23 protein-coding genes are annotated in these 26,483 nt (G+C 38.1%); 9 read left to right on the forward strand and 14 right to left on the reverse strand.

Annotated features, from left to right (window positions below; genetic code table 11):
- Positions 1-68: 68 nt before the first annotated feature.
- Complete coding sequence (locus H6G77_RS25110) at positions 69-365, reverse strand: type II toxin-antitoxin system RelE/ParE family toxin (protein ID WP_190590204.1); 297 nt, start codon at positions 363-365, stop codon at positions 69-71.
- Positions 365-586: an addiction module protein gene (locus tag H6G77_RS25115; RefSeq protein WP_190590205.1), complete on the reverse strand. Its 222-nt coding sequence runs from the start codon at positions 584-586 to the stop codon at positions 365-367. Before H6G77_RS25115 ends, H6G77_RS25110 begins: the two co-directional genes overlap by 1 nt.
- A 241-nt stretch (positions 587-827) precedes the next feature.
- Here H6G77_RS25115 and H6G77_RS25120 point away from each other — a divergent pair, with 241 nt between their 5' ends.
- From H6G77_RS25120 to H6G77_RS25130, 3 genes are all read left to right on the forward strand, one after another.
- Positions 828-1,232 (forward strand): hypothetical protein, encoded by a 405-nt coding sequence (locus H6G77_RS25120; RefSeq protein WP_242049299.1) that lies wholly within the window; start codon positions 828-830, stop codon positions 1,230-1,232.
- Between the two features lie 101 nt (positions 1,233-1,333).
- Positions 1,334-1,540, forward strand: a complete 207-nt coding sequence (locus H6G77_RS25125) for a hypothetical protein (protein WP_190590206.1) — start codon at positions 1,334-1,336, stop codon at positions 1,538-1,540.
- A 301-nt stretch (positions 1,541-1,841) separates the two neighbouring features.
- On the forward strand, positions 1,842-2,420 hold the full coding sequence (locus H6G77_RS25130; protein WP_190590207.1) for a hypothetical protein: 579 nt from the start codon (positions 1,842-1,844) through the stop codon (positions 2,418-2,420).
- Positions 2,421-2,530: 110 nt separating this feature from the next.
- On the opposite strand, the gene H6G77_RS25135 is transcribed toward H6G77_RS25130, so the two are convergent.
- Positions 2,531-2,980 carry an Hsp20/alpha crystallin family protein gene (locus H6G77_RS25135; RefSeq protein ID WP_190590208.1) on the reverse strand — a complete coding sequence of 150 codons (450 nt, stop codon included), beginning with the start codon at positions 2,978-2,980 and terminating at the stop codon, positions 2,531-2,533.
- Positions 2,981-3,367: 387 nt separating this feature from the next.
- On the opposite strand from H6G77_RS25135, the gene H6G77_RS25140 reads away from it, so the two are divergent.
- Positions 3,368-3,688 carry a multidrug efflux SMR transporter gene (locus H6G77_RS25140; protein WP_190675386.1) on the forward strand — a complete coding sequence of 107 codons (321 nt, stop codon included), beginning with the start codon at positions 3,368-3,370 and terminating at the stop codon, positions 3,686-3,688.
- A gap of 306 nt (positions 3,689-3,994) precedes the next feature.
- Here the strand turns inward: H6G77_RS25140 and hppD are convergent, their stop codons facing one another.
- A complete protein-coding gene (gene hppD / locus H6G77_RS25145; protein ID WP_190873030.1) occupies positions 3,995-5,023 on the reverse strand; it encodes a 4-hydroxyphenylpyruvate dioxygenase in 1,029 nt (342 codons plus the stop codon).
- Between the two features lie 359 nt (positions 5,024-5,382).
- Between hppD and H6G77_RS25150 the strand changes: the two genes are divergently transcribed.
- The 5 genes from H6G77_RS25150 (at position 5,383) to H6G77_RS25170 (ending at position 18,021) form a co-directional block, all read left to right on the forward strand.
- Complete coding sequence (locus H6G77_RS25150) at positions 5,383-7,680, forward strand: TOMM precursor leader peptide-binding protein (RefSeq protein WP_190873031.1); 2,298 nt, start codon at positions 5,383-5,385, stop codon at positions 7,678-7,680.
- Positions 7,681-7,691: 11 nt separating this feature from the next.
- On the forward strand, positions 7,692-8,777 hold the full coding sequence (locus H6G77_RS25155; protein ID WP_190873032.1) for an amidohydrolase family protein: 1,086 nt from the start codon (positions 7,692-7,694) through the stop codon (positions 8,775-8,777).
- 42 nt (positions 8,778-8,819) lie between these two features.
- Positions 8,820-10,022: a hypothetical protein gene (locus tag H6G77_RS25160; protein ID WP_190873033.1), complete on the forward strand. Its 1,203-nt coding sequence runs from the start codon at positions 8,820-8,822 to the stop codon at positions 10,020-10,022.
- 155 nt (positions 10,023-10,177) lie between these two features.
- Positions 10,178-15,970, forward strand: a complete 5,793-nt coding sequence (locus H6G77_RS25165; RefSeq protein WP_190873034.1) for an AAA family ATPase — start codon at positions 10,178-10,180, stop codon at positions 15,968-15,970.
- Positions 15,971-16,614: 644 nt separating this feature from the next.
- The gene (locus H6G77_RS25170) at positions 16,615-18,021 is read left to right on the forward strand and encodes an AAA-like domain-containing protein (protein ID WP_190590215.1); all 1,407 of its coding nucleotides are present in this window, start codon (positions 16,615-16,617) and stop codon (positions 18,019-18,021) included.
- A 77-nt stretch (positions 18,022-18,098) separates the two neighbouring features.
- Here the strand turns inward: H6G77_RS25170 and H6G77_RS25175 are convergent, their stop codons facing one another.
- From H6G77_RS25175 to H6G77_RS25220, 10 genes are all read right to left on the reverse strand, one after another.
- Entirely contained in the window at positions 18,099-18,611 is a 513-nt protein-coding gene (locus H6G77_RS25175) for a hypothetical protein (RefSeq protein ID WP_190675398.1), read from the reverse strand.
- Between the two features lie 370 nt (positions 18,612-18,981).
- Positions 18,982-19,584 (reverse strand): hypothetical protein, encoded by a 603-nt coding sequence (locus H6G77_RS25180; protein WP_190873035.1) that lies wholly within the window; start codon positions 19,582-19,584, stop codon positions 18,982-18,984.
- Positions 19,585-19,915: 331 nt separating this feature from the next.
- Complete coding sequence (locus H6G77_RS25185; protein ID WP_242049300.1) at positions 19,916-20,575, reverse strand: hypothetical protein; 660 nt, start codon at positions 20,573-20,575, stop codon at positions 19,916-19,918.
- A 471-nt stretch (positions 20,576-21,046) separates the two neighbouring features.
- Positions 21,047-21,238 carry a hypothetical protein gene (locus H6G77_RS25190; RefSeq protein WP_190873036.1) on the reverse strand — a complete coding sequence of 64 codons (192 nt, stop codon included), beginning with the start codon at positions 21,236-21,238 and terminating at the stop codon, positions 21,047-21,049.
- Positions 21,239-21,509: 271 nt separating this feature from the next.
- A complete protein-coding gene (locus H6G77_RS25195) occupies positions 21,510-22,139 on the reverse strand; it encodes a hypothetical protein (protein ID WP_190675402.1) in 630 nt (209 codons plus the stop codon).
- A 141-nt stretch (positions 22,140-22,280) separates the two neighbouring features.
- Positions 22,281-22,601, reverse strand: a complete 321-nt coding sequence (locus tag H6G77_RS25200; protein WP_199331638.1) for a hypothetical protein — start codon at positions 22,599-22,601, stop codon at positions 22,281-22,283.
- 98 nt (positions 22,602-22,699) lie between these two features.
- The gene (locus tag H6G77_RS25205; RefSeq protein WP_190675404.1) at positions 22,700-23,113 is read right to left on the reverse strand and encodes a putative toxin-antitoxin system toxin component, PIN family; all 414 of its coding nucleotides are present in this window, start codon (positions 23,111-23,113) and stop codon (positions 22,700-22,702) included.
- Entirely contained in the window at positions 23,113-23,352 is a 240-nt protein-coding gene (locus H6G77_RS25210) for a hypothetical protein (protein ID WP_190675406.1), read from the reverse strand. Before H6G77_RS25210 ends, H6G77_RS25205 begins: the two co-directional genes overlap by 1 nt.
- 649 nt (positions 23,353-24,001) lie before the next feature.
- Entirely contained in the window at positions 24,002-25,669 is a 1,668-nt protein-coding gene (locus H6G77_RS25215) for a lipopolysaccharide assembly protein LapB (protein ID WP_190873037.1), read from the reverse strand.
- Positions 25,609-26,478, reverse strand: a complete 870-nt coding sequence (locus H6G77_RS25220; protein ID WP_190675410.1) for an RNA polymerase sigma factor — start codon at positions 26,476-26,478, stop codon at positions 25,609-25,611. Before H6G77_RS25220 ends, H6G77_RS25215 begins: the two co-directional genes overlap by 61 nt.
- Positions 26,479-26,483: the final 5 nt, after the last annotated feature.

Below are 26,483 nucleotides of genomic sequence, written 5' to 3' on the forward strand. Positions count from 1 at the left end.
TTAGCGCGATCGCACAAAATCACAGCAGGCGATAAATAGTAATTTTTCCATTCAATAAAAGTAACTTGCTAATTTCTCTTTTGCCAAATTGTGGGATTTCTTCGCCCATGAAAAATTGCTATTACAATAATTCGACTAGAGACAATTCGATAGTAAATAGCATAAGGAAAACGCTGTAAAATAGCTCTTCTTATATCGTTATAGACAACAGCATAAGATTCTGGCATTTGGCAAATTCTATTTAGAAGATCGTCTACACATTCCAAAAACTCATCGCCAAGTCCAGCTTGCTGATTTTCATACCAACTATACGCCTCATCGAGTTCATCACGAACTTCTGGACGAAATACTAAAACGTAATCCATTATTGTCTTTTAATTGAAGCTTTAATTTCATCCCATGTCATAACATTATCTGGATTAGCTTCGTAATCGTTAATCCGGCGCTCAAGTTCTTGTTTTTGCGCTTCTGTAATATCAGGGGAACTCTGTTCTGCTGCAATGCTGTCCCAAATAGCTTGCACAAGACGAATGCGTTCTTCAATAGTGAGGGTCTTAATCTCATTTAAAGTGGCTGTAAAATCCATACTCACCAAACCAAATGGAAATTTTCACAGTAATAAGTCAAATTATAACTGTTCAATTTACCGCATAGCTGGTTGTAGAAAGCTGAATTGTGCTTACACCGTAACCATAATCTAACATAGCAGCACATCAACCTTGTATCATTACTCTATATTTTGGACGAGAGCGATCGCACGATACATTGCGTAGACTATCTTACTTACGTTATACAAGAATCAGTTACTCAGTAAACAACAAAAATCAATGACTATTTCAAAGATTTACGTACTTCCGCTTGCAAGTATGATAGTTCTGACTAGTAGTTTACTTGTAAAAATTTCTACCGCGCATTCTTCTGATTTTGATACAGCAAATTCTGTACTTAATAGCTCAAAAGCTGCTGATGAAATTGTTGATAGAGATGTTCTGGAAGAAGGACAAGTCTTTGTAGTTCAGACAAGAAGCAAAGGAGTTGAAATTATAGAAGCGGGTAGAGTGATGACTACGACAAGAAATTTTCTGGTCACAATAGAAGATGAGAACGGGAAAATTCTGCGAGTCTTTCATCGTTTAGGTAGAGGGTCAGACCTCATCGCCACTGCTAGGATGCAAAAAGAGGAAGCCATTCAATTATTAAAATCAGGCGGTGTGATTGTAGAAGAGCTTTAAATACAGATGCGATCGCACCAAATCACCACTGGCGATTCTCTGAAGAATATTGAGTTACACTAGCTCTAGAAGTGCTTGCAATTTTACAAGACATACTTTGTATGCCTGAAATTATCGAGATACCAGTTGAACTAACTCATTTCAAACTTCCCGAAGCTGTCCAAGAACGTCTTCAAGTTCTACTTGATCGCCAAGATACAGGTGAAATGCTTACCCATGCAGAACAAAGGGAAGCCGAAGGGTTAGTTGAGTTGGCAGAATTTTTATCTCTGCTACACTTGCGATCGCAACGTGTAATGCAGCAATGATTATTTAGCAAATTGCCTACTGTCAGCAATTGCTTACATATCAAAAATTCCGTATTAAAAATAATCAATGCACATTTAGCACCTACACTGACAAATTGTAATGATAGTTTTTGCAGTTCTGCTAAGTTGCTGGAGAGAAAAGTATTTTTAATTACTTGAATTGATGTTGTCAATTTAACTATAAACTGATTATTAATGCTTCAATATTTATTCTGCCAATTTGCCTGTTTATTGGGAGTAAACCCGGAAGCCAGGTAGGAGGATGGGAATAAGTACTAGTAAATGACCAACAATTTTGCTAATGAGAATTTGGACTGCAATAGTTGTACTAACTTCTTCTTGGCTAGTTTCCGGGTTGGTAGCTTCTCAGCCAATCAATGCTAAAGTAGCGATCGCCGCCGATAAAACAGCATCATCTCGGTCTATTTCTCAAGCAAGCAATACTAAAAAGCCGATTGCGATTGATAAAGCTGAGTTTGGGATAGCGAGAGTTGATGCTAGAGGTAAAGTTAACTTCATCCCCACATTCAGAGTACCACTACAAGAAGGTAGTAAATATGGGTGGCGGATTCAACTCAAAGACTACCAAGGCGAAGTTACATGGCGAGAAGTCTTACGCTTGCCAAAACCCCCAGAAACTTGGGCTACAGATGATGGTGAAAACTTTTCAGTCTCTGCTGACGGTACAGAGTCGGTAATGAGGCGCAAAACCATAGCGAATGATGGTGTGATTCAAAACTATTGGACGATCGCAGCAGGTGATCCTCCTGGTAAACATAAAATACAGGTATACATTGATGACCGTCTGATTGCAACTTTCGATTTTGAAGTTTTTCCTATGGACAGAAAAGAATCATCCGGTAGAAATCGCAGTTTGTAACAGTTTTCAACTATTCGTGAACAACAAGATCCCCGACTTCTTGAACAAGTCGGGGATATGATTCAGTACGAGATGTGAATAGAGACGTTGTGTTGCAACGTCTCTAATTTTTAGCCAATAGATTCTAGATTTAGCTTGACGACTTTTTTCTTCTCGTCTTCAGCTTTAGGCAATGTCAAATTCAAAATACCATCTTTATAATCAGCAGTCACATTGGTATTTTGAATGCGAGTTGGTAAAGGAATCAAGCGTTGGAATTTACCATAGTGAAATTCACTCTTGGTAATGCCTTTGCCTTCTGTTTTGGTTTCAGATTTACGTTCACCGCTAACATAGACAGCTTTTTCAGTCACTTGCACATCTAAGTCTTTGGCTTCAATTCCTGGCAATTCTAGTTTGAGATGAATTGCTTCTTCAGTTTCTTGTAATTCCGCAGCCGGAACTTTTGCCAAGGTTCTATCAAGTAAAGTAGATGGTAGCATTTCTTCTTCAAATAAACGGTTGATTTGTCTTTGGAGAGTGTTGATTTCTTGCCAAGGATTCCAACGTACGAGTGTCATATTCCCACCTCATTTAATTTCTCAGTTTGTGTAGTTGATTTAGGTTTAAATCATTTGCTTTGTTCTTATCGTATTCATAAGATCCAGGGGTGTAAATTCGGTTTTTAGCACCAATTTCATCATGATTACCGAATGTTGTTAGTAGTACGGTAAACCCCCATAATAGAGGTGTGGTAAACTGAATATAAATTTGAATTATTGATATATCTCTGACTTTTTGAAGAATTAGGGTATGTGATTCACATAATTTTGGCAAATTTAATCAGATGAGGATAAATGTTATCAAAATAGCAGAAATCTATAATTTATAAATTATATAGTTTTTATTCATTCTGTTTGATTGTCAAAATCATATTCCCATTATCATCTTGTAATAAATCAATAAATATGATAAATAGTTGGATTTATCTCATTACAGCAATATTATTTGAAGTCGCTGGGACAACTTCTATGAAATTGTCTGAGGGATTTACAAGAACTATTCCCTCAGTATTAATTTTTGTTTGTTATGGAATATGTTTTAGCTTTTTAACTTTAGCTCTCAAAAAAATTGAAGTCAGCGTTGCTTATTCTGTTTGGTCTGGTTTAGGAACAACTGTCATCGCTACGATTGGTGTAATTTGGTTTCGAGAATCGATGTCTCTGGTGAAATTTTTATCAATAGCTTTAATTATTATTGGTGTGATTGGTGTAAATTCTACTAAATAAAAAAGCCCTCATTCATTACAAGATGAATGAGGTGAGGATAGGAGTAATCAACAAGGACTTCCTGTTATATCTGTCCTTTTCGAGATAAAGAATTTTGAGGCTGATCGCTACCAGAAAAACAGTAGCAATCTCTCAAAAAAAGTAAGCAAAATAAGCAACCAACCTAAACCGTCCGTTGTTAATGCTTTAGCATGTAGTGTAGTAAAACTTGGCTCATCAAGCCCGCAAGTTATTTCCCATTCATAATTTAGCAGTGATGCTCAGGTATATGTAGCCAACTTGGCAGCAATCAGCAAAACTAGTTGTTTATTCAAAGTGTAAAGTTCCACGTTTTATTTGTTCGCTTTCAATGGCTTCAAATAAAGCGCGAAAATTACCTTCGCCAAAACCTTGTGCTTGAAAACGTCGTTCAATAAACTCAAAGAAAAATGTCGGTTGTCCAAAAATAGGTTGAGTAAAAATTTGCAGTAATAATGCGTTTTGGGTATTAGCTTGCCAATCTACTAAAATTTCTTGTTGAGCGATCGCTTCTAATTCTAAGGGTGATAAGGGAAATTCTGTCCGCTTTTTTAACTGGGAGTAGTAAGTCTGGGGAACCGACAATAAAGATAAACCACGGCTACGTAATTGGGCGATCGCACTAATTAAGTTTGATGTTCGCAACGCAATGTGTTGAATACCTGCACCGTGATTCACATCCAAAAATTCTTGAATTTGCGAATTAGGAGAAGTTGGTTCATTAATTGGTAATTGTACACTGCCATTCCGGGAAACTAGCACTTGGCTGTACAATCCAGAGCGATCGGTTTTAATTTTAAATGCTTGTTGTGGTTGCAAATCTAAAACGTTTTTGTACCAAGCCACAGCAGGCTCTAACTCACCAACTGGTACATTTAAAACTAAATGATCAATGGCGGTAAACATGGGGCGATCGCGTGCTTCCCAATTCACACCGGCTGATTTTTCCATCAAAGTATGAGTCATCCCACCCCAAGCCGCAATTTTACCGCACCTACAGCCGGCATATTCTTGGATGGGTTCTAAGATGGTCGCACCTTGGGCTGCTGCTTGCGCGATCGCAACTTCCACATCTGGTACAGTAAAAGCAATATCCGCCACCCCAGGAGGATGGAGGCGCAAAAACTCGGCAACCGGACTTGTCGGCAATAATGGTGAAGATAGCAAAAAGCAAATAGCACCACTCTGCACCATTTCAGTGCAAGTGTGTGCTGAACTTATTCCACTATTAACGGCGGCAAATCCCAGATAGTATACGAACCAATCCCGCCAAGCCGCAGCATCTTCTACATAAAAATGAACGTGAGAAATTTCCATAAATCCTGAAAATCTAGCATGAGAGCTTATCTATGTGTAAATTTTGCCTTTTTCGCTAGATTATCAAGTCCTTCTTAAGCAGTAATTATTTAAGCATCTTACATAATTACACCTAAATAATCAAGAACTGGCATAATAGGACTTTAATTTGATTACTCCCCACCTCAACCGATAATTTAGAAATCAAATCAGAATCCTATCATAAGTCTTAAATCTTAAGAAAAAGCTGAAAAAATAGCCCAAAATTTTGGTAATATTTGGGCGAATAGTTAATAAGAGTATCAAAAAATACTAATAATTATAACCAACAACTTTTTAAACACTATCTTAAAGGTTCTTATTGATTCTTTTCAAAAACAATGATTAGCAAATTATATTTCAATCCTGCTTACCTTATTGAAATACTAGAAATGGATAAACTACTTCTTTTGTCTGAACGAGAAGAAGTTGTATTAAATGATCTGCTTTCTTGTCAAATAGCTGCTTTAATCAAAGAAAACCATTATAGTCTTGATGAAATTATTGACATCATTCAATTATCACTCATTAGCTCTCAACAATTATCTCCTGAAGATAGTCATTTTTTTGAAAATCTGCTTGAGGTTAGTGTCAAGGCTCAATATGCTTTATTTCAAATGCAACAAAAAGGTCATCTGGTAGAACAGCATGACTCACTACCTGCAAATTTAGCTATCTTTTGCCATCATCTGAATATTGAGCCTACACTAGCTGCTCAAAGATTGCAATCAGTATCTGTTACTGTTAAAACTTGTGGTTCTGTTCATCACAATGAGTTAATTGTCATCCTTAAATCTTTGGGTATTCAAATAGTAGATACTGGAGATGTCACTATAGTATTAACTGATGATTACCTGCATCCTGAACTAGAAGAATTTAATAAACAAGCTTTACATTCCCGCACTCCCTGGCTATTAGTCAATCCTTTAGGAACAATTCCGTGGATAGGGCCGATATTTGAGCCAGACAAAACAGGATGTTGGGAATGTCTAGCAATTCGCTTACGGCATAATAGACCGATCGCCAGCTTCATTCACAGACACAAACAAATTTCTTTATCTCCTCCATTGGGATTTTTAAATTCTACAATCCACACAGTATTGGGAATGGTGGCGACAGAAATATTTAAGTGGATTGTGCAAGGTGAAAATCAAAGATTAGCAGGGACTCTCATCACATACGATACTTTGACACTGCAAATCCAAGAACACATCCTTGTCAAGCGTCCCCAATGTCCTAGTTGTGGAGATCAAGCCCAGATATTAGACAAACAACCCCTACCTATTGTTTTAGAAAATCGCCAAAAAACTTTTATTTATGACGGCGGACATCGTACTTGTTCACCACAAGAAACTCTCAGAAAATATCAACATCATATTAGTCCGATTACAGGTATTGTCCGAGAATTAACGAAAATACCAGGAAATGGGTTGACGCATACATATATTGCCAAGCATCATTTTCAAAGTATTTTTGATGATTTGCATAGCTTACGTCAAAATATTGGTGGCAGGAGTGCAGGCAAAGGAAAAACAGATATTCAAGCCCAGGCGAGTGGTTTTTGTGAAGCGATAGAGAGATATTCTGGGGTATTTCAGGGAGATGAAATCAGACACAAAAGCAGTTACCAAAAACTGGGAGACAAAGCTATTCATCCTAATGCTTGTATGAATTTTAGTCAACAGCAATATCAGCATCGGGAGCAATGGAATACTGAGTGTGAAGGTTGGTTTCAAAAAGTTCCCCCACCCTTTGATATAGACAGAGAAATAGACTGGACACCAGTTTGGTCTTTAACCAATCAAGAATTCAAATATCTACCAACAGCTTACTGCTATTATGGCTATCCCCAAGATCAACCAGATTGTTGGGCAGACTCCAATGGCTGTGCGGCAGGTAATACCCTCGAAGAAGCTATTCTTCAAGGATTTATGGAATTAGTTGAACGGGATTGTGTAGCTTTATGGTGGTACAATCGCTTGCCAAAACCTCTGGTAAATTTAGAGAGTTTTTGTGAGCCTTATTTTGAAAATTTAAATAAATATTATCAAGCTATTGACAGGCAATTGTGGGTGTTAGATATTACTAATGACCTAAATATTCCTACTTTTGCTGCGATTAGTCGCAGAACTGATCAATATGTAGAAGATATTATCCTGGGATATGGCGCTCATTTTGATCCAAAACTGGCAATTAGTCGAGCTTTAACGGAAGTTAACCAAATTCTACCGAACTTGTTGTTAGCTAATGCGGATGGTAGCACTCAATATCCCTCATTTGGCGATCGCCTCGCTATTGAATGGTGGAAATCTGCGAATGTTTCCAACCACCCTTATCTACTTCCTAATCAACAAACTCCTAAACTCTATACAGATTATCCCCAACTGGCCAGTAACGACCTCCTAGAAGATGTCAAGCTTTGCCAAAAAATAGTGGAAAAAAATGGTCTAGAAATGCTCGTTCTCGATCAGACTCGCCCTGACATTGGACTGAGAGTAGCCAAAGTAATTGTACCGGGAATGCGCCATATGTGGAAACGTTTAGGTTCAGGAAGGCTTTATGATGTTCCCGTAAAAATGGGTTGGTTGCAACAGCCTCTGACAGAAGAACAACTCAACCCCTATCCAATGTGGATGTAATGTAAGTATATATGTTGTACGGATACAAAATTATTGATGCTGATGCCCATGTGATTGAGCCTCCGCAGATGTGGGCTAAATATCTCGCCCCTGAATTTAAGCACTTTGCACCCTCGCCAGACATGAAAATTCAAGGCGAAGACATTGCAGAAAAGATATCCCAACAGATGCGGGAAGAGGGAAATCGCCAGATGATGCAGGCTCATCCCCATGCTTATTTTCATCGCTACGATGCAGAATCTCACCTGCAAGCAATGGTACAGATGGGGATTGATATAGCCTTTCTTTATCCCACTTATGGATTGTGGCTCTTCGCCATTGATAGTATGCCAGCAGAAGTTGTAGGAGCATTTACCCGCGCCTACAACACTTGGTTATACGAAGAATTTTGTAGCTATGCTCCAGACAAATTGAAAGGAGTAGGCGCGATTAATCTTCACGCTCCAGAGCAAATGGTGTCAGAACTACATCGCATAGCTGATTTTGGCTGGAAATCTGTCTTTTTACGCCCTAACCCCGTCAAAGGACGACTTTTGAGCGATTCTGCCTATGAGCCATTTTGGACAGCCTGCGAGGAATTAGATATAGCTGTGGGAATTCATGAAGGAACACACAGCCGCTTACCAACCACAGGTGCAGACCGATTTCATACTCGTTTTGCCATGCACGCTTGTTCTCATCCCATAGAACAGATGATGGCATTATTAGCGTTGATTGAAGGAGGCGTGTTAGAACGTCACCCTCATTTGCGGGTAGCTTTTTTAGAGTCTGGCTGTGGTTGGCTTCCTTACTGGCTTTGGCGACTGGATGAAGAGTACCAAAATTTATCTTGGGAGGTAAAAAATCATGTAAGCATCAAGCCATCAGAGTATTTCCATCGTCAGTGTTTTGTTGCCATTGAACCTGCTGAACCTTACTTATCTCAAGTTATTGAGTACATCGGTTCAGATAACTTAATTTTCGGTTCTGATTACCCCCACATGGATCATCAACCGGACATTGTGAAAAAAGTTGTAGAGCTTGAAGCGCAGTTATCTCCAGAAACAGTGCAGAAGATTGTTTGGGATAATCCCAGATGCTTTTACGGTTTGGCTTGAAATTTTCTCAAGTTTGTTAATACTCAGAGGAGAATATCATTAATGTCCGACGCAAATAACGAAAATCGAATAGACAAAGAAATACATATAGGTAGCGGAGCAGATGCAATGGAAGCTGGCTCCTGGTACAAAAATGCCTATTATCAAATACTATTAGTTGAACCCATCCCTGATCAAACTAGGGGTAAATTCATACGTACAACAATAGTAGCTGGACAAAGAATTAGACCAGAAAATACCACAGATGGCATATATTTTTCTGACTATCAGCTTGATCAGAAAACGAGAGAAAGGCTGAGTTCTTATCCTAAACCTCCGGATTATCAGGATAAAAATATCAATATAGGCACATACTTACCTTCGCCTGGAGTAGTTTTTCCAAAAGGTTTTATAGATACCTTGACTAGAAAATGTCTAGATACTGGAACTTCGTTCAAAGATTTACTAGGTAGTCATTCCATTGAACTAAATAATTTTTATGAACCAATCCGAACTTTACTACACACTCGCAAAACATCCCAGCTAATTGCTAAAACCTGGTATGCCTACTTAAACGCAAAAAAACAGAATTGTGGAAAATTATGGAATTGTTTTACTGAAGGTCAATGGCATGAATTTGTTGGCGATAAAATCGATATTTTGGATGGTCTGATCGCTAGAGAAATTTTCCTATCTGATCAAAATACCTCTTCTGACCATCTAGAACCAGATAACCTTGATATATACTACCCACTTAAATCTCAATATGACACTCAAAAAACTAGATTTTTGGTTTTACCTAATAGTAGAGCTTGGCAGGGAATCGCTTTAGGCTTATTGCTATCAGGACAAGCATATTATGGGGTGGATAAAGATGGAAAATATACCAGTAAACTAGGAGAAATAGTCAGTTATCACCAGGTTTCTCAACCGATTTTGAGTACAGGTGAAATAGTAATGAAGTATGGATTAGAAGTATCTTGGGATACCTTTAAAGGCGATATCATTGAAATGTCACTAAGTCCTGGTAATAATTCTATTGCTTATCAAGCCATTATTCCCTATCCCCCAATACCTTCTTCAGATAATCTCAATATTGATGATATTAAAGCCTGGGCTGATGCTGAAGATGATCCACAGACAGAAGATGCAACATCAATTCCATTTTTTCATAAGAGAAAAGGCTCTGGTAACCCCGAAGAGTATTTAGTCGATGTGCGGTATTTTTCTCCTCCTTTTCCTTACATACCACTAAGTTGTAGTTAGAGGTATCCGAGAATTATCAAGCTTTCTCTTTGACATCACCTACACAGATAGGGGCGCAATATATTGCGCCCCTAAAATTATCTATCTTTCACTTGACTTTAGTCCTAAAGCCCTGATTCCAAATATGAAATTGTTTACACCATTACATATTATCTATGAATAGCATAATCCATTATCAACAAACTGAGAAAATATACGAAAGTGCTAACTCCTTAGTTTATCGAGGTATTCTCCAGCCAGAAAACCAACCAATTATCCTCAAAATTCTGAAAGAAAACTACCCCACTCCCACAGAATTAACCCGATATAAACAAGAATATGAAATTATTCGTTCCTTTAACTCAGATAAAATTATTAAAGCCTATGACTTAAAGCGATATCAAAATAGTTTAGTAATGCTTTTAGAAGACTTTGGTGGTCAGTCTTTAAAAATGTTAATCTCTCAGCATCGATATAGACTACCAGAATTTCTCACCCTTGCCATCAAAATTACAGAAAGTTTAGCAGCCATACACACAGCCAATATTATCCACAAAGACATTAATACTAGCAACATAGTCTATAATCCAAGCACTGACCAATTAAAAATCATTGATTTTGGCATTTCTACCCGTTTATCCGCAGAAAATCAGACAGTTTGGCACATCAATCAATTAGAAGGAACTTTAGCTTATATTGCCCCAGAGCAAACGGGTAGAATGAACCGAGGCATAGATTACCGCAGTGATTTTTATTCTTTGGGTGTGACATTCTATGAATTATTAACCAATCAACTCCCATTTGCAACTAATGATCCGATGGAGTTAGTTCATTGTCATATCGCGCAACATCCGACAACACCCCATGAACTAATCACCTCTATTCCTTTGACAGTATCTAATATTGTCATGAAATTACTAGCAAAAATTCCAGAGGAACGATACCAAAGTACTTGGGGAATCAAAGCAGATTTAGAAACTTGTCTGCAACAATTAAATACTTGCGGACAGATTTCTCAATTTCCTTTAGGAACTCAGGATATTTTCGACAAGTTTCATATTCCGCAAAAACTGTATGGACGAGAACAGGAAATCACCAAACTATTAACTACCTTTGAGCGAGTCAGCCAAGGTACTACTGAGATGATATTGGTTTCTGGCTATTCAGGTATTGGCAAAACCGCCTTAATTAATGAAATTCACAAACCAATTACACGCCAACGTGGATATTTCATTCAGGGAAAATTTGACCTGTTGCAAAGAACTACTCCTTACGCAGCAATTACACAAGCCTTTCAACACTTAATCCATCAACTCCTCAGTGAATCGGAAATAACTTTAAAAAATTGGCAACATAAAATCTCAACAGCGTTGGGAAATAATGGTCAAATCATCATTGATGTAATTCCTGAGCTAGACAAGATTATCGGTAAACAGCCACCTATTGAAAAACTAGGAGCAACTGAAGCCCAGATTCGGTTTAACTTATTCTTTGCCAGATTTATTGGTATTTTCTGCCAAAAAGAACATCCCTTAGTTATCTTCCTTGATGATTTACAATGGGCAGATTTACCATCTTTGAATTTAATCGAGCAATTAATAACTCATGCTAACAAACAATATTTATTGATCATAGGATCATATCGCAACAATGAAGTCAGCCCTACTCATCCTTTAATAACAACCTTAGAGCAAATTAAACAGACAGAAATTACAGTTAATGAAATCAAACTGCAACCTTTAGCTATCAATCATGTTAATCAATTAATTGCTGATACTCTAAATTGTTCATTAGAATATTCGTACTCTCTAGCAGAGTTAGTTACTCACAAAACCGATGGCAATTCTTTTTTCTTGACGCAATTATTACAAGGATTTTATAAGGAAAAGCTTTTATTTTTTACTCATCCTGCAATTACTCCGACTCAAACAGAAAGTAAACGAGGATTTTGGCAATGGGATATTGAGCAAATTCAAAGTGTAGGTATAACTGATAATGTCGTTGAATTCATGGTCAGTCAAATTGAAAAACTCACTAATAATACCCAGAATATTTTAAAATTAGCTGCCTGTATAGGTAACCAATTCAATTTAGAAATACTGGCTATTGTAAGTATCAAATCTCAAACAGTTGCTGCTCAAGCACTAGAACCAGCTATCAACGCAGGATTGATTATTCCTTTAAGTAAGGATTATCAAATCCCTCTGCTATGGAGTCAGGAAGAAATATCAAATGATGCGGCTGAAATATCATCTGCTTTTATTCCCAAGTATCCTGAATCTATCCTCTACAAATTTTCCCATGATCGGGTTCAGCAAGCAGCATATAGTCTAATTTCAGCAGCCGAGAAAAGAGCTATTCATCTGCAAATCGGCCGTCTGTTGCTGAAAAACACTCCAGAAGATGAGTTAGAAGAAAATATTTTTAATATTGTGAACCAACTCAACGCCGGAGCAGAATTAATCACAGAGCAATTTGAGCAGGATGAATTAGCCAAATTAAATCTGCAAGCAGCTAAAAAAGCTAAAGCATCAACAGCTTATCAACCTGCACTTAAATATCTAGAGACGGGATTAAAACTCTTAACAGCTAATAGCTGGTATGATCAGTACACATTAACATGGGAACTGCATATAGAAACTCTAGAATTGCTGTACTTGAACACTAAATTTGAGCAATTTGAGGAGTTATCTACCACTATTTTGCCACAAGCCCAAAATATTCTCGATGAAGCCAAAGTTTATCAATTACAAATACTTTATTATTACACGACATTTCAAGCTAATCAGGCAATAGATATTGCCATGAAGATTTTAAGCAAGTTGGGAACAAATATTGTCCAAGAACACAGCGATATAGAAAAGAAACTTGAACAACAACAAAATTTAATTCAAACATTCTTACAGGGAAAAAATATTGAATATCTACATCAATTACCTGTGATGACAGATCAGTATCAAATAGCTGTTATTCAAATACTACAACAAATTGTTTCTGCTACACATACGACAAATTTTCCTTTATTTGTAGAGATTATATTAGCACAGATGAATCTCTGCTTAAAATATGGTAATCCACCGAATGCGGCTTATATATATAGTACTTATGGAATGCTTTTATGTAGCATCAAACAAGATGTTGATTATGGTTATAGGTTTGGCAATTTAGCTCTCAAGCTAGTAGAAAGCTCTAATATTAGTAAACTTGAAGCCTTTGTTGTACAGATGTATTATGGACAAATCTGGCATTGGCGAGAGCATCTCAGGAATGTAGTTGCACAAAATAAATTAATACATGGATTTAAAGTAGGTATAGATACAGGAGAAAATGAGTTTGCTTCTTATGTAGCGATAAATTATTGTTTGATCAGATTATTTGGGGGAGAAAATTTAGCAGAGGTTGAACAGGATTACCAAAAATATTCTGTAGCCATCAAAAATCTCCAGCAACAATTCTCGATATTCCTGACAGAAATATTTTATAAATTAACCAGTAAATTACTTAGTGTCGAGACTCCTAATCAGTTGATAATAGGTAGTAATATCACTGAAGAACAGGAATATTTAGAAAAGTGGATTCAGAGTAACAGTCAATGGTTAATATTGTTTGTTTATTTCACAAAGACATTTTACTGTTATCTTCTCAAGGATTATACTTATGCTGCTGCTAATGGTATGCAGGCGGAACAGTATGTCAAAGCTTCTAGCTCATTTTTAACAGCACCTCAACATAATTTCTATTCTTCTCTGAGTTTTCTTGCTGCTTATCATAGCTGTGATGTCGCACAGCAAGCAGAATTTCTCAAACAAGTAGATAAAAATCAGGAGAGTATGAAAATCTGGTCTCAAAATTGCCCAGAAAACTTTCAACATAAATATAATTTAGTGGCGGCTGAAAAAGCAAGAATTTTAGGAGAGAGTTGGCAAGCCGAAGAACTGTATGAACGAGCTATTCAAGGTGCTAAGAAATATGAATTTATCCATGAAGAAGCTTTGGCTTATGAACGAGCAGCAGAATTTTATTTACAACTAGGTAGGGAAGAAATTGGGCAATTATATCTGAAAAATGCTTACTATTGTTATACTCTCTGGGGAGCTAAAGCTAAAATCAAGCAATTAGAAGATGAATATCCACAATATTTGACTGGGACGACCAATTTAGGAAAAGTTAAAAGCATTAGTACAACTATTTCGGTTACTGATACTCATGGAGAATTACTTGACTTAAGCACAGTTATTAAAGCTTCCCAAGCTCTAGCTGAGGAAATTGTTCTTAGTAAGTTGCTGGCGAAGCTAATGAGAATTATGATTGAGAATGCAGGCGCACAAAAAGGCTTTTTGCTTTTGCATTCTGATGAGAGTTGGGTAATTGAAGCAGTAGGAACAATTGATTCTGATGAAGTTACAATCCTACAGTCTATTCCCATATATTCGCCAGCCGTTTCTACTCAAACTTCTTTGCTGGCTACTACCATCATCAACTATGTGGCTCGCACTCTAGAAAATGTAGTTCTTAATGATGCCGTCAATGAGGGACAATTTAGCAGTGACCCCTACATTATCGCCACTCAATCCAAATCAATTCTATGTATTCCCTTACTCACTCAAGGGAAACTGAGCGGCATTTTATATTTAGAAAATAATCTCACAACAGGGGCATTTACGCCAGATCGTGTCCAAGTTTTAAATATCCTGTCTAGCCAAGCGGCTATTTCTATTGAAAATTCTCGTCTCTACACCACCCTAGAAGAAAAAGTAGAAGAACGTACCCAAGAATTATCACAAACCCTAGAAATTCTCAAAGCCACTCAAGAAAAATTAGAGTTTGAAAATGCTCTGCTCAAAAGTGCTGAAGAAGCTTCAACCTATGATTATCAAGTAGGTGGTAGTTTGCCTATTGATGCGCCTACTTATGTAGTGCGTTCCGCAGACCGTTATCTCTATAAAGCATTAAAAAGTGGAGAATTTTGTTATATCCTGAATACTCGACAGATGGGGAAATCCAGTTTGATGGTAAGGATGAGGCATCATTTACAGGAAAAGGGTTTTTGTTGTGCTGCTATAGATATGACGCGAATAGGCAACGAAAACATTACCCCAGAACAATGGTATAAAGGATTAACTGTGGAATTGTGGCAAGCTTTTGACTTGTTGGACAAGGTTAATTTAAAAGTTTGGTGGCAAGACCGCTTGGATATTGCTCCTGTACAGCGATTAAGTCGATTTTTTGAGGAAGTTTTATTAAAAGAAGTACAATTACCAGAGAATACACAACCTCAAATCGTGATCTTTTTAGATGAAATTGATAGTGTTTTAGGGTTAGATTTTGCTGTTAATGACTTCTTCTCACTCATTCGTTCTTGTTATAACCAGCGTGGTCTTAATTCCCAGTATAAAAGGTTATGTTTTGCCTTATTTGGTGTTGCCACTCCTAATGATTTAATTACTGATTATCGTCGAACACCTTTCAATATTGGTCAAGCAATTCAACTGTATGGCTTCCAACAACATGAAGCCCAACCCTTGCTGCAAGGAATTGCAGACAAAGTGAGTAACCCCCAAGCCGTGCTGAATGAAGTTTTGTCCTGGACTAATGGTCAACCATTTTTAACTCAAAAGATTTGCCAGATAATTCGCAGTGTATCGGCTTCTGTCCCCCAGAAAACTGAAAAGGCATGGGTGGAAAATTTAATCCGCACAAATATCATCGAAGACTGGGAAGCCCAAGACGAACCAGAACATTTAAGGACAATACGCGATCGCATTCTCAAAGGAGAGTGTGATACTAGTCAAATATTAGCACTATATCAACAAGTTTTGCAGTTAAAACAACTGAGTGCAGTAGAAACGCCGGAAGTAAGAGAATTGATATTATCCGGCTTATTGATTAAGCAACAAGGTTATTTAAAAATCCACAACCGGATTTACGAATCGATTTTTAATAACAGTTGGATTGAAGATAATCTATAGTTAATTTTTATCAAAGCCAAAGTTTTCTTACAAATTTCCTCTGAGAAATTTCAGGTAATTTATTTGGATAAAGAAATTATATTTTTATACATATAGAGTAATTCTTATTAAAACTATAGGTCAATAGTATCTAAAATTAGCCAGTCCAAAACAAACTAAAACACTGAAATTATCAATGCGATCGCACTTCCAACATTGTGTAATATCAGATCAAGACAATTCTGGAATCTTATCGACCAGTGTTGAAGTTAATACTATGTCTGTTATGTCCACAAGGGAGGGAATTGCTATGAACATAGCTATTGATGAAATAATCAATAGCATGGCAGAGATTACATAAGTAAGCATTGTGTGATACATAAATAACGAGATCCTACTCAGCACAGGCTGACACCTGTTTTCTTTCAGAGGATGTTTTAAAAGTAGTTGGCTGTGTTTTGAAACGCTTGTTCATCCCCTCTAGCTCCCCTGAAAAAAGGGGGGAATTATGAGCGAAGCCCCTCCTTTTGAAGTGGACTTTTTGAGGAGTTTATAAAGGAAGAATAAAGTTTATAAAATCATAGTAAAGTACTTTTTAAACAACCTTTAACACTACTTTCAAGTCAGAAAAAATCGTATTTAGTAAAAATTTACACTTAAAAGCTATGTATTTTGACTTAGATGAGGCAGTTAAAATTGCTAATCAAGCAGTTTTTACTAAGTTCTGTAGAAAGTTAAGTGACATTGAAATCATTGTCCTTAAAGGAGCTTGGGAACGATACGCATACGATCAAATTGCAGCTAGACATCAGTATGCAACAAGCTATATTAGTCAAGATGTTGCACCAAAGCTCTGGAATTTGCTCACAGAAGCTCTGGGAGAAAAAGTCCGCAAAAGTAACTTTAAAGAAGCTTTGCAACGGAATTGGGATAATACATTTAACTCCCCATCTTACTTACAAATCCCAGAATCAATAACTCCTAAAAATATACAAGAAAATCACACTCACAAAGCAGCAAAACCAGCGACCTGCTTACGTCAAAGTCAACAAAATTTAGCTGTTCCAGAATTATATGTGGAGCGATTAGCAATTGAATTTCTCTGCTATGAAACTCTGTTACAACCTGGTTCTCTGATTCGGATTAAAGCACCTAAATTAATGGGTAAAACCTCCCTCATGGAACGAGTGTTAGGTAAAGTGGCAAAAGAAAACTATCGGACGGCTAGTTTAAGTTTAGAGATGGCAGATCGGCAAACTCATCTGACTAACCTGAATAAATTTTTGCGTTGGTTTTGTCTCAATCTCAGCCGAGAACTCAAATTACCCAATCAGTTAGATCAGTATTGGGATGAAGAAGGTATGGGTGCTAAGGTAAGTTGCACAACTTATTTAGAAGAATACCTCTTGCCTGCCAATGAAAGTCCCCTAGTTATCTACCTAGATGACGTGGATGCGCTTTTCCCTTATCCTGAAGTTTATGAAGACTTTTTTGGGTTGTTGCGTTCTTGGTATGAAAAAGCCAGAAGTCGTCCAAATTGGAAAAAGCTCCGGATAGCGATCGCTCATGCTACGGATGTTTATATTCGCTTGAATATTAATCAATCACCTTTTAATGTAGGATTACCCATTGAATTACCAGAACTAACTAGAGATCAGGCACAAGAATTTGCAGGGCAATATGGATTAGTTGGAGATGAACTATTAATAGAATCCTTAATGCAATTGGTAGGTGGTCATCCTTATCTGTTGCAGCAGGCATTTTCTCATCTCAAAACTTATCCCCATATCACCCTGGAACAATTATTAGCAGAGGCGGTAACAGATGCAGGTATTTATCGTCATCATTTGCGAGAATATTGGTTGAGTTTACAACATGAACCAAAACTCATGGCAGCATTTGAAAAAGTGGTTACTTCGACGAAACCAGTTAGATTGGAAACCATCTCAGCTTATCAATTGCAGAGTATGGGTTTGGTAAAGCTGGTAGGTAATGAAGTAGAGCCACGTTGTCAATTGTATCGTAGTTATTTTAGTGATGTGATTAGAAATTCTATCAAGTTGAACAACTAATCTCCCTAAATTTACCCCAATTGCTTCTCCTAATTGGAGACACTATGATAACAAACCTGGAAACCCTTATAACAAAATTATAAAAAGTCATATTCTGCTGTCAGCTCATACCTCCAGATAATTTTTTCTTCGTTCTGCTCAATCACAGCATGAACTTGATAAGGGCGAATCTTGATAGATTTTTCATTAGAATTTTCCATGTCTAGCCAAGCCATTTGCGCTGGCCGATTGCCCTCAATAGGAATGGCTGCAACATTGATTTTTGGCTGCTCATCAAGACCTAATGAAGCTGCAAATTGTACATATCTTCTCATTGGTTCTTGACATTCAATTTTATAATTAGCAGCGAAAGAAAAATCAGTCCTATTAATAACTTCTCGGCTAATTACCATCGATGGTATAACCTGATCAATGGGCCAGTTTGAGGAATTACTGTAAGTATCTGGAGGTCTAAGAACACATCTCTTGGTTTTGTTAACTACCTCAATGAAATTCTTTTTAGGCGCAGCATTAGCATGACCATAAAAACCACCAAAAGTAATGGTTACAGCTAATAACAAAGTAACGAAAATTTTAGCTAGAGATTTCATGGAATTAATATCCTCCCTGTCTTTATATACATTGAATTACGCTGGTATTTTTTTAATCTAAAAATTGCAGACATTTTGAATCTTGACACAAAATTTTACATCTTCATTAAGGTAAGTTTCAAAAGCGTAAAAGAGTCTACACAAAAAATGTCAGCTAATTTCAGGTCGCCTTAACAGCAATTACAAAACTGTGGCAGTAGGTAGATGTTGATATGTTGAAGTTTTTAGTTGAGGCAAAAGAGTTACATCATCAGCCAAATTTAATGTCTGACAAAATCTAATTTCTAGATAAAGAACGGCAATTCAACTAGAGTCTAAACTTCACAAAAAAGCGATTTCTGCATTGCCAGATTAGATCACGAAAGTAAAGCTATTTTTTATCTGTAACTTCATAGATCCAAATAAATGTTTGGTCTTTTTGTTTGATGACAGTATGAACTTTAAAAGGATAATTATCGATGGATTTTTCATTATAGTTTGTCATTTCATCCCAAACGATTTTTGCTGGCTGATTTCCATCTTGATTCAGGACGGCAATATTGCTTTTTTTCTGACCATCACTCCCTGATAAAGCTGAAAATTGTACATTTCTTTTTTCTGCATTTAATCCACAGTCAATTTGATAATTGGCTGCAAAAGAAAAAGTATCTTCATTAGATTTTTGACCAACTAACTGCAATGGAATAACATCACCAATAGGCCAATCTAAGGAATTATTGTAAACTCCTACACGTTTAAGGACACATTTAGTTTTGTTGGCGATCTCAAGCGCAGTTTTGTAGGTTAATGTATTCACTGGTATTTCTAAAGTTTCATTTGGCTGAATTGCGGGATGTAAATCACTAGATAAACTAACTTGAGCTTGGTCTAAAGCGATTGATTTAAGTGCAGCATTCGCATGAACATGAAAACCACTAAAGGCAATACTGATAGCGAGTAAAAAGGTCAGAAAAGTTTTAATTAGAGATTCCATTATCTAGACATCCTTAGTTAAAATTAAGTGCTTTATTTCATCTCAATTGAAATTAAAAAAAGGGGAAATAACTCCCCTTTACAGATAGATTCATCCTGATATATGAGGAAGTCTGTTAGCAACAAAGTCTATAATTTTGTTACTTGAATTTCAGACAAACACATGATTAAGTTATCGTTATATCTGAGGTTAGCACGAACCGCAAAAAGATAATTATTGAGCTTTATCCTTGGGATTATCTATCTAGTACAACAAGGCAAAAGTAAAAAGTCAAAAGGAAAAAGAAAGAATAGTGATACCACAAGCCTTTTAGCAATTCCTTATGGTCTGTTTATTTCAGCCCACCTGGAAATCTAGTTATTGACCACAGGTTCCGCACGTTATAGACCCAGATAACTGAGTCGCCTTTCTGTGCCATAAAAGCACGAGCTTGAAAAGGATCGTTGTTGAGATTTTTATCACTTGCATTATCCATTTCCTTCCAAGCGATTTTTGCTGGCTCATTACCAGTTTGATTAATTACTTTGAGGTGAATTTTTCTGGAACCTATATAAGGCCATGAAGCAGCAAATTGTACATATTTTCCAGTGTCTCCAATTGCATAGTTAGCCGCAAAAGAAAAGCTACCACCAACAGAAGTACCACTAAATTGTTCTCCGACTAAATGCAAGTCACTAACATCACCAACAGGCCAATTTGATGAATCGTTGTAAGTACCTACACGAATTAAAGGGTATTTAGTTTGGTTAGCCACCTCAATAACAAACTTTTGCGAATAGTGTACGAGGTTTATTATTTGGTCTATAGTTTGATTCGCATCTATGCTGACACTGATGGGGATGGGGGTTTTACGGTTCAGCTCTATATTTTCAGAGAGTTCATAGTCATCGTAATAAGGGTAAGACGCAGCATTAGCATGATCATAAAAACCACCAAAGGCAATGGTTACAGCCACTAAAAAAGCAACAAAAATTTTAGCTAGAGATTTCATGGAATTAATATCCTCCGTGTCTTTATATACATGGAATTACGCTGGTATTTTTTAATCTAAAAATTGCAGACATTTTGAATGTTTACACGAAATTTTACATTTTTCGTTCAGGTAACTTTCAAAAGCGTAAAAGAGTCTACACAAAAAATTTCAGGTAGCCTTAACAGCGATTACAAAACTGTGGCAGTAGGTAGATTTTGATGTGTCATAAGTAGTTGCACAAAAAGGTAGGCAACAGGGAACGGGGAACAGCAAGAGAATGTGTGTAATTAATTTTGTGTTATTACTTAGCTTTGAATCAGATGAACAACACTTGCAATTCCATATTTCAAGTATGCTTGGCTTTTCAATTCAATAATTCAGTTAAATTCAGGACTCTGAAAATTCAGTTAAATTCAGGGAGACCAACACCTATAACCATGTAAAAATTAGCACTAAAATAGGTTTTAAGCATCTATAAAATACTAATGTCTATTTAAGAACAATATGCGATCGCATCTTCAAAGGCAAACATTCAGGCGATCGCCCCAGTTGAATCAACAACAAAGCGATCGCACTTCCACAACACAAAAAAAGGCGATCGCACCTTCCCCGACAAAAAAGCGATCGCCCATATTGTCGGGCGATCGCTATAAAACTTAGGGGTAGGTTAGCCAAGGGCATAAACCACCGAATTTAATGATGGGGGTGGTGCGTTACTTCGTTAACGCACCCTACAAGATCAGGCGATCGTACTGCAAGATCAAGTGATCGCACTAATTATAGTATAAAGCGATCACCCCTCAATTTCCCATCATCAAGGCGATCGCTCACCTGTAAATAAATCAAATAAAAAGCGATCGCACTCCAGCTTAAGGCATCGTAAACATCGCACTGACAATTGAGAGGGTGCGTTACATTGCATTAACGCACCGTACAAGCTCAGCGATCACACTTATAGAGGAGTTATGCTCAAGTGTTCAGGTGATGATTGGACGCCTTTGGTCGAACCATTTTGAGCAGCAGCTTGGCTGTCATTAAGCGAGAGGACATGCAGTTCTTTCCCATCAGAGAACTTGAGCTTCGTGGTTTGTACATATGAGGAGACAGTTACAGGAATGAAACTTGTACCCTCGGCAATAAGTTGTCCTGTTACATGGAATTCTGATACTGATAGATTGTAGACATTTTTAGTAAATTCCTCTTTCTTTTCATCATTTTCCACATTGAAAGATGCGCTTTTATCTTTGTAATGGTTATAATCACCACCTCCAAATAGTAAGCCAAACATCCCACTAAAAAGCCCCCCAGCCATACCAAACCCACCATAATTTTCTTCTAGTTTCTGTTGTTCTTCGTTAGAGAAAATACCCCACACTCTTTCCTTAAAATAGTGGTATGACTCCTCTGAAATAGTTGATATTGTGAAATCAATGTTAACGTTGGCACGAGTCCCCTTCTGGACTACAACGTATACTCCGCTTGCTTGCCCATGACCAGTTGTTACGGTTCCACTGTCATAAGCTGCTCTTTCATCAACCGTGTTAGTCTGACTAGGAACTTGAATAATATTAAGATTTGCCATTGGTTTTCCTTGTTGTGCTTCGTGAGATATGGATTCTTAGCAGAAGTGTGGGTTTTTTTCCATCTATTTATTAAACGTTTCCCCACCCCAATTTGTGACTTCTTCGAGTTACAGGCGTTTTTTCTCCCCTAAAATCCACCCTCAACCCCCCGAACCCTTCTTTCTCTTACCTTTCAGCCCCTGCAAAATCTTCTCAACCTCCCCACGAACCGGATACAATAACTGCTGACGCAAAGCACTTTCATAAGCCTGTATCGCCTCCAACCTATCCCCCAACCCCGCCAAAGCTCTCCCTAACCAGTAATCAGCCACAGCCGGGTTAAACGCTCTCAATTCCTGACACCCCTCACAAGCCGCTTCCCACCACCGCTTACTAGCCCCAACATCCCCCAAAGCTCGGTAACTCTCTCCTAGCCACACCGCAGCAGGTACAGATTGGGGATAACCCTCTCCTGGTAACAACTCCCATCCTTATCTTTGAGCCGTTGCAAAATCTTATCCACTTCCCCACGCGCCGGGTACAACCAAATAAAGCGTCGCCGAAACAGAAATTAGCAAGCTTATATCTGAGATAGCAATAACAACAATTCAGATGCCCTGATGATGGAAATGCCTTCATAAGATCCTAATGATAAAAGATGTTTATCCCCTGTAACAATATGGCGGGCTTTTCCAGCGATCGCACACTCAATAACCATGTCATCATCTGGATCATTAGGAACAGCTTTAAGCTTGCCAGAAATAGTTACCAAGCGAGAAAAATCTTCAATCTCTTGAATAGCTAATTGTGCCTTTTCTTGAGAGAATTTGAACTTAATTAACAGTTTTTCCGCAAATTCATCTAAAATTTCTCGACATAAAACTGATTCAACTTGTCCTATTTTAGCTAGAGCTAAACAGCGAAAAGGACTGCCTTTTTGGGAGAATAGGGCAGAAAGGAGAATATTAGTATCAAAAACAACTATATACTTCACTAACCTTCGTGAACAACCTCATCAATAAAAGCTTCTCGCTCATCTTCCGTCATCTGCTCCCAATTATAACCCCGTTCCTGTGCTGCCATTTTAACCCGATCAAAGCCATATCCAGATAGATTTTGCCATTGTTCCCACTGTTGAACCAACAAAAATCTAAAAATCTCCGCTTTTTGTTCTGCTGGTAACTGTTTCACCAATTCCACAGCTTGTTCATTTGTCAATGTCAATACAGGCATTTTTTACTCACAAACTCTTGAATAGTTTATATTCCAGATAATTGGGGAGCTATCCCAAAAACGTACAATTCTAATACACTATTTTAACTGTAAATAAAAGCGATCGCCCGACAATATGGGCGATCGCTATAAAACTTAGGGGTAGGTTAGCCAAGCGCATAACCCACCGAATTTAATGATAGGGGTGGTGCGTTAATGAAGTAATGCACCTACAAGATCAGGCGATCGTACTCCAAGAACAAGGGATTCATGTTAACATTTCTTGGTGCAAGATGAGAGTTGAATAATTAGGAATTTAGATATCAACCCACCCGGCTCCAAGAACTCCCATTGCTCCAGGTAATTGTGTTCCCATTCTGCGAGATAGTCCCACTGAACTGATCGCCTCCACCGAAACTCATATTTACTCCATTGTTTGTGGCAACACCTGAAGAATAGTTCCAGTATGGATTTGTTTCAGTCCAATGAACCAATACTATAATCCCATTTTGGATTACGTAAATGTCTTTGTTACCGTTATTGGCAGACCACTTACCTGTCAGTGTCATATTTTTCCTTTTGAATTAGGTTTTCAACTATTTAGACGTTTCTCAACCCCAATTCGTGAATTTTTTGAGTTAGAGGCAATTTTTTTCCTAAAAATCTACCATCAACGCCCATAACCTCTGCTCCTGTTACCTTTCAGCCCTTGCAAACTCTTCTCCACTTCCCCACGAGCCGGATACAACAATTGGTGACTCAACGCGCTTTCATAAGCCCGGATCGCTCCTAACCTATCCCCCAACCCTACTAAGGCTCTCCCTAACCAATAATCAGCCATCGCCGGGTTAAAAGCCTTCAATTCCTGACATCCCTCAGTAGCTGCTTCCCACCATCGCTTACTAGCCCCAACATCCCCCAGCACCTGGTAACTCTCTCCCAGCCACACCGCCGCCGGTACTGATTGCAGATAACCCCCTGCTGGTAAAAGCTCCCTTCCTTTCTCTAACGCCTCCACCGCTTCCCGATGTCTAAGAGCCAAAGCCAAAACCCGCCCATGACGCAACCAAGCATCAGCTAACTGGGGCTGTAGTTGTGTTCCTTGCTGAGAAAAACTACATCCTCGTTCCAACTCTTGAAAATGTTCTACGAATACCCGCCCCACCGTAGCCCAAACACTCCAGCGTTCAGGAAACCGTTTCAGCATCTCTTCGACTATGGAAGCAAGAGTCATCTGACTCCCCTCTTCTCTTACTCCCCTCTCCTCGTAGGAGAGGGGTAGGGGGTGAGGTTCAAGCGGTAAAATCTCGCACAACCCCCGATAAATTTCGCAATCATGGGGATATAAATGATAAGCTTTCGCCATCATCACAGCAGCCTTTTCATATTCCCCCGTCTCAAACAAGCACCGCCCATAGTAATACCAACCATAAGGATGATTTGGGTGTTCAGCAGTAAACTTGGCTAACACCTCCACACCTTGCACCCAATCCCCACGGAGAATGTGATAATATGCCAGTGATTTGTGCGCCTCAGCCCCATGAGGAGTTTGTCGCAGTAGAGAGGTAATCATACTTTTAGTCAGCTTTCCCTCTTCCCCAGATACCAATCTCATCTGACACTTCGACAAGCTCAGTGCGGTGCAACGTTGATCAATTTGTCGTTGCAGTACCCGGAAATCATCACCAGCTAAGGCTATCAGCTTGTTCAACCGCCCTCTAGCTGCTGGAATATCCCCCACCGCCATCAGCGCATCATAGCTGTGAATCAAGCCCACAACGTCATCTGGCTTGATGGACAAAACCTGCTCCAAGGTGCTGAGAGTACCAAGAGGATTTTCTCTTTTCTGATGTACCTGTGCTAAAGCCAGCCAGTGAACTACATTGTCGGGTTCTAAAGTAGCTGCTAAATTAAAAGTTATGATTGCCTTTTGACTCTCACCTCTGCAAACTGCAATCAATCCTTTGATATGATTTTGAGTTGCTTCGTTTACAGACAACAATAAGGCTGGTTCATATATTTCTCTAGCCTCTTTTTTTTGCCCCATCAACTGCAATATTTTTCCCAATTGCAGCCGCACATGAATTAATTGAGGTTGTCGCTCAATCACTTGACGATATCCTGCAACTGCTTGCTCCCAGTTTCCCATCTCGTAAAGCAAATCAGCCAGTTCTAATCTTTTTTTCCATCCTTGGGGATATTTCTGGACATACTTACTTAACGTGATGAGTTTCTGTTTTTGTCTCGCCGGCTTTTCCTCTAAAACTAAGTGAGCATTTAGTTCCAGCCCAGAGAATTGGGTGAACTGTACCAAGGATGTGATAAGGTTTCCAGGCATATTACAGTTACTTTATAGTTAATTTCTTCCTGCTTGCTTTTTGTTGCTATTGATGATTTACAATGACAAATCACTGTTTTATCAGGTTGAGATTCTTCCACCATCGAAATTCCTTTTTGTAAAGATGGTGAGAGGGAATCAAAAGAAGTCTTATCTTCTCCTGCAAGATAGTTTTTTAACTGCTTTTGCAGAATCTTTCGCGCCTGTTGAATGCGTTTACGAACGTTCTCTTGAGAGAGGGCGAGTAGCTGGGCTATATCTTGATAAGATTTTTCTTGGCAGCAGTGTAAGATAAAAGGATGGCGCAATCTGTCCGGTAAGGATTCAATTTTGTGACGGAGGTATGCTCGCATTTCTAAAGCCAAAATATTCGATTCAGGAAATCCTACCTCACAAAAAAATGCTGGATGATCGGCAAATTTAATCTCGTCAATATTTTCAATTTCTAAGGCTTCTCGTTTGCGCTTTCGATGCACATCCATGCAAAAATTATAAATAATTTGAGTTAACCAAACTTTTGGAGATGTAATTTTACCTGCATATTTTTTCCATTGATTCTGAGCTTTCAGCATTGCCTGATTTAGTGTATCTTCGGCATCATAAGAATTTCCTCCCATCCACTTTAGGCAACATTTGTAAAAATAATCTTGAGATGATAACCATATTTGCCAAAACTCATCACCATTATCTTGAGATAAAACTTTGACTTGGATTTGCTGTGGTAATATACTCCTGATTTTTTGCTCTGATAAGGAGAGCAAAATTTCTTGTTCTGGGTTCGCTTGTATACATGATTGACTGTTGATCATTTCAG

Origin of the sequence: Aulosira sp. FACHB-615 (assembly GCF_014698045.1) — a bacterium.
In the GTDB taxonomy this organism is placed as follows: domain Bacteria; phylum Cyanobacteriota; class Cyanobacteriia; order Cyanobacteriales; family Nostocaceae; genus Nostoc_B.